This window comes from uncultured Campylobacter sp., assembly GCF_938030815.1.
Taxonomy (GTDB): Bacteria; Campylobacterota; Campylobacteria; order Campylobacterales; family Campylobacteraceae; genus Campylobacter_B.
Genome location: NZ_CALHII010000062.1, coordinates 1 through 5,235, shown reverse-complemented (window position 1 = coordinate 5,235; position 5,235 = coordinate 1). Strand labels below are relative to the sequence as shown.

The 5,235-nt window shown below is 44.9% G+C and carries 4 protein-coding genes and 1 pseudogene; 3 read left to right on the top strand and 2 right to left on the bottom strand.

What is annotated here, in order from left to right; all coding sequences use genetic code 11:
- The coding region (locus tag Q0277_RS02275) for a non-canonical purine NTP pyrophosphatase (RefSeq protein ID WP_297995174.1) at positions 1-390 on the bottom strand (390 nt) is incomplete at its 3' end.
- A gap of 105 nt (positions 391-495) precedes the next feature.
- On the opposite strand from Q0277_RS02275, the gene Q0277_RS02270 reads away from it, so the two are divergent.
- The 3 genes from Q0277_RS02270 (at position 496) to Q0277_RS02260 (ending at position 3,854) form a co-directional block, all read left to right on the top strand.
- Positions 496-1,794 carry an MFS transporter gene (locus Q0277_RS02270; protein ID WP_297995172.1) on the top strand — a complete coding sequence of 433 codons (1,299 nt, stop codon included), beginning with the start codon at positions 496-498 and terminating at the stop codon, positions 1,792-1,794.
- Positions 1,791-3,002, top strand: a complete 1,212-nt coding sequence (locus tag Q0277_RS02265; protein WP_297995171.1) for a molybdopterin molybdotransferase MoeA — start codon at positions 1,791-1,793, stop codon at positions 3,000-3,002. The genes Q0277_RS02270 and Q0277_RS02265 overlap by 4 nt, the downstream gene beginning before the upstream one ends.
- A 339-nt stretch (positions 3,003-3,341) precedes the next feature.
- Positions 3,342-3,854, top strand: a complete 513-nt coding sequence (locus Q0277_RS02260; protein ID WP_297995170.1) for a DNA-deoxyinosine glycosylase — start codon at positions 3,342-3,344, stop codon at positions 3,852-3,854.
- Between the two features lie 292 nt (positions 3,855-4,146).
- Here Q0277_RS02260 and Q0277_RS02255 read toward each other — a convergent pair.
- Positions 4,147-5,235, bottom strand: a pseudogene (locus tag Q0277_RS02255) (hypothetical protein); the annotation flags it as partial.

The following is a 5,235-nucleotide window of genomic DNA, read 5'->3' as shown; positions in this document are numbered from 1 at the left end:
TTTTAGCGCGATCGCCGCCGTGTAATGCGCGGGCGAGGAATCTAAATTTAAAGCTCTCAGCTCGCTTGCCAATTTATCGCGGTTGCTCGCATCCGTTGCATCTGAGCCGCTAAAGCGCGCCGAAAATATCCCCGGAGCCCCGCCCAGTGCGTCCACGCAGATACCGCTATCGTCGCTTAGCACGAAAAATTCGCTCTGCAAATTTTTACTTTTTAGCGCCTCATACACTGCGCGAACTTTGATAAGCGCGTTTTGTTTGAAGCTCGCGCCGCACTCGTCGATCTCAAAAGGCTTAAGCACCTCGCCGAGCGCGTAAATTTCATATTCTGCAAAGAATTCTTTTATCTCTTTTACCTTATCCGAGTTGCTCGTCGCAAGTAAGATTTTCATCCGCTCTCCTTAAATTTAATGCGCCATTTTACCCAAAATCAAAGAATTCATTACGATTTTTGGCTATAATCGGCACAAATTTCATATTATTTGAGGTCTAAGATTATGCTAAAAAGCGTCCTTCCGCTTAGTTTTATCATCGCTACGAGGTTTTTTGGATTATTTATTTTGCTGCCCGTGCTTAGCCTGTATGCGTTGAGCTTGCACGGCGCAAACGAAAGTCTAGTGGGGCTACTTTTTGGAATTTATGCGATTATGCAAGTGATTTTGCAAACGCCATTTGGAGTGCTAAGCGATAAGATCGGACGTAAAAAAACCCTTGCGATAGGACTGGCGCTTTTTATCCTGGGCGCTTGCGTTTGCGCGGCGAGTGAGAGCATTTATACGATGATTTTTGGGCGCTTTTTGCAAGGCTGCGGTGCTGTAGGAGCCGTAGCTACCGCACTAATTAGCGATTTTACGCGAGAGGAAGAGCGCGGTAAGGCGATGGCGGTAATGGGCGCGATGATAGGCGTGAGCTTTGGCGTAGCAATGATTTTAAGTCCGCTTTTAAGCGCCAAATTTGGACTTGCCAGCCTATTTCATCTAAGTTCAGCACTTACGCTTTTATGTTTGGTACTGCTTTTTTTCGTAGTACCTACCGAACCGCATATCCGCTCCCTGCGCCAAAAGGTCCCGCTCGGCTCACTTTTGAGCGATAAAAATTTAATGCTTATGAATTTAACGAATTTTTTTCAAAAAGCTTTCATGACGGCAGCGTTTTTTCTAATTCCAATTTTGCTCGTGCAAAAATTCGGACTTTCCAAAAGTGATTTGACTAAAATTTATGCTTTAGGCGCGGTCTTTGGCTTTACTGCGATGGGTGCGAGCGGTGCTTTAGGCGAGAAACGCGCGCTAGCTAAGCAAATTCTACTTATCGGCATCTGCTTTTTCATCGCTTCGTATTTGATTTTTGCGTTTGCTAGCGGAGCGAGCGCTTTCGTGGTGGGCGTGATGCTCTTTTTCGTGGGATTTAACGCGCATGAGCCCATTATGCAAAGCCTTGCGTCCAAATTTGCCAAAGTCGCTCAAAAAGGCGCCGCACTTGGGATTTTTAATTCGTTCGGATTTTTTGGCAGTTTTTTGGGCGGGCTATGTGGCGGTGCACTTTTTGGCAAAATCGGCATCGAAGCGCTAGGCATTGGCGTCGCGGTTTTGGGTGTGATCTGGCTTGTGCTACTTTCTAGGCTGAGCGATCCGAAACTTTTTAAGAATTTATACTTTCCTAAAGGCGGCGATTTTTCCGCACTACAAGGCGTCAAGGGTATTATTGAAATTTACGAGACCGATGGCGAACTCGTTGTGAAATTTAACTCGAAATTGATAAATGAAGATCAAATTTATAAAATCGTAGGAGGCAAATGATGGAATTTGAAAAATTTGAAAGCGCGATGGAGCGCTTCGCAAACACAGTGCAAAAGTCCTCGCGCATCGAGAAGGTCGCGATCACACAGGCGCTAGGGCGTATTTTGGCAGGCGACGTCGCGGCGCCTTTTAGCACTCCGCGCCGCCCGACCGCCGCGATGGACGGCTACGCGCTAAATGGCGCGGATCTAAGCGAAGGGGCGAAATTTAAGATCGTCGGCACGACGCCTGCGGGCAAGATGCCTAGCGCCGCGGCAAAGGCGGGCGAGTGCGTCAAAACCTTCACCGGCGGGCTCATGTGCGAGGGTAGCGACACGCTTCTGCCGATCGAAAACGTGCAGGTACAAGACGGCGAGATCGTCGTCACAAAGCCCGTCGCGGCGGGCTTTGCCGTGCGCGCAGCGGGCGAGAGCTACCGCGAGGGCGAGCTTTTGCTTCGTAGCGGCACGAAGCTTGGCTTTTCGCAGATCGCGCTGCTAGCCGAGCTAGGGCTATTTCACATAAGCGTATTCGTCCGTCCTAAAGTAGCGATCCTAGCTACCGGTAGCGAGATCAAGGATCTGGGCGAGAGGCTCGAAAACGACGCTCAAATTTACAGCTCCAACCACATCGCGCTTGCAAATTTAGTAACGCAGCTAGGCTGCGAAGCGATGATAATGCCTCTAGTACGCGATGACGAAAAAGAGCTAGAAGGCGCGATTTTATCGGCTTTACAGAGTGCGGACATACTTCTAACCAGTGGCGGAGTGAGCGTCGGAGACTACGATTTCGTGCAAAGCACGCTGCAATCAAAATTTGAGCTAATCGTAAAAGGCGCGGCGATCAAACCGGGCCGCCACGTGCGCGTAGCCAAAACCGGCGAAAAATATATCTTCGCGTTCCCGGGCTTCCCCCTCTCGGCGCTCATTACGTGCATTTTGTTTCTGCGCGTATTTTTGCAAAAATCCTTTGGCGTGCGCGAAAACACGGAATTTAGCGCGATCTTAGATCACGACTACGTAAAAAAGACGCCGTGGCTTGAGTTTATGCCCGCCGTCTTGCAAAACAGAGAGGGGCGACTTTTTGTTAGCCTGCAAAGCAAAAAGCAGGGCTCCAGCGCGATTTTGAACAATTTAGACGACGATAGCGTCCTGCTAGTCGCGCCGCTAGAGGTCAAAGAGCTCAAAAAAGGCGAGCTAGTGCGCGTAATCTCGGTACCTAAAATTTAGCGTGCAGCGGTTCGGAGGCAGTTGCGGCGGATGAAATTTTAGCTTCGTGCGGAGTTAAATTTTGCCGTCGCTAGGCGTTAAATTTGGCTACGAAAGCTCTGCTTTGGGGTTTAAAAAGTTGAAATTTAGACCCAAATCGCGCGCCGTAGCAGGCTGATCAAAATTTTTATTGCGCGCCGCTATACAGCGAGTGCGCTAAAATCTTTGTTGCCGCACAATTTCAGCCTCAAGCTGCTTTGCGGGCAAAATTCGGGTATTTGCGGGAGATAAAGTAAAAATGAAAGATAAATTTTATGGCGTCCGAGCGGGCGTTTTAGGCGAATACAAAGCAGGCGTGAAATGAGCCAAACTCACCCTTTTAAGCCGATTTTCGATCAAAATTCTAAAATTTTAATCCTCGGTTCCTTTCCCTCCGTCGTTTCTCGTAAATTTGGCTTTTACTACGCAAATCCGCAAAATCGCTTCTGGCGGGTGCTGGCGCAAATTTTAAACGTGCCGCCGCCTGCGAGCACGGATGAAAAGATAAAATTCCTGCTCGCCCGCGGCATCGCCGTATACGACGCGGCGATCTGCTGCGAGATAAAGGGCTCGAGCGACGCCAAAATGACCGCCGTCGTGCCAGCAAATTTAGAGCCGATCTTTAGCGGCGCGCACATCGTGCAAGTTTACGCAAACGGCGGCAAGGCGCATGAAATATGCGAAAAATACCTAAAAACTCAAATTTTAAACGCAACGGGCAAAGAACCCGTCAAGCTGCCGTCCACGAGCCCTGCGAATGCAAATTTTAGCTTTGAAAGACTCGTGCGCGAGTGGACGATCGTAGCGGATGTGTTAAAGCGCGCCGAAATTTAGCGCTCAGCTCCGTTAAACAGCGTGCGAGGCTTACGGGTACGGCTTGCGCACCGAGTTAAATTTAATCGCGCTTAGTAAAAAAGCTAAATTCAAAAAATTTACACAATCAAGTCGCAAACGGCAAAATTTATCCGCTTAAATTTAGCCAGCCTCGTTCGTATTTTGCTACAAATATAAAAATTTAATGCGACACTGCTAATCTGATAGTACTTATAAATACAAAAATAGCAATGAGACAAACGAGTAAATTTTAAAATATTTGGCTCATCGCTTGGCAGAATAACACAAATCACTAACTAGGCACGACAGAATTTCTACGTGCGGTTTTTGTAAGCGAATAAATGACGAGTAGCATTATGAAACCGTAGAGCAAGTTTGCGCTTTTTTGCGTTAATTGCATTATTTCGTCGTATTTTAGGGCGTTTAGAGCCTCGGCGTACGGTTTTTTAGAGGCATCTTGTGTGTTTTTGCTATCGTCATTATAGTCTGTTAGTTGTTTAAAGTTTTCTTTAAAACTAATCAATAACTTTTTATCATCATCTAATTCATCTAAAATCGTTTTTCTATTTTCGACTATAAAATCTAGTTTATTGTCTTTTTTGGTGTTAGCGAGATTTGCATCTAGGAGCATATCGTCCAGACCGTTTTCATTATATCTTATGGTATATTCTTTAAATTTGCTTTCGATCGCTTGTTCTGACGTAAAAATACTTATAAATGGTGCTATTAAAAATGGTTTGGTAAACAATATGACAATAAGCAAACCATAACAAAGCAGATATGACCAATTACATTTAGATGTAACAATAACCATATAACGATATATCAATAGATATGATGTAATAAAAAGTGCAATATAGGCAATATATTTAATATTAACCAAAGAGACTATAAGCGCAGATATTAAAACAAGCAAAATAAACCATATAAGTATATTTGTCCGCGATATATTGTATTTAGTAGAGAAACTACATATGGTCCAAATAGCCAATAAAAACACTAATAACAATATTAAGCATACGCATCCATGTGAATAATTAAGAAGCCGAGTTAAAATGCAATTTTCATATGCATAAAGAGAAGATCCATAGACTGCGATAGTTAAAACCATAAAATTTAGAATTCGTAGTAAATTTGTATGATGATCGCTGATGTTTCTGTATAATTTTAGCGTTATCAAATCTAACAAAATCTCGATACGATTTTTACTTTTAGGCTTGGCTTTTACTTCATCAGTAGATTTTACTTCTTTACTATTTTCACCATCTTTAGCCTTTGCATTTTCAAGAGCAAATTCTAATTCTAGCTCTTTGCAATATAGTTCTAGGCGGTGAGGTGGCGGATTTGTTGTTCGGCGGCGGCATATTCGCCGTGCAGGCGG

Bases quoted from the DNA above. Each gene is read 5' to 3' on its own strand.
- Q0277_RS02270 (WP_297995172.1), top strand. From the start codon at position 496: ATGCTAAAAAGCGTCCTTCCGCTTAGTTTTATCATCGCTACGAGGTTT.
- Q0277_RS02265 (WP_297995171.1), top strand. From the start codon at position 1,791: ATGATGGAATTTGAAAAATTTGAAAGCGCGATGGAGCGCTTCGCAAAC.
- Q0277_RS02260 (WP_297995170.1), top strand. From the start codon at position 3,342: ATGAGCCAAACTCACCCTTTTAAGCCGATTTTCGATCAAAATTCTAAA.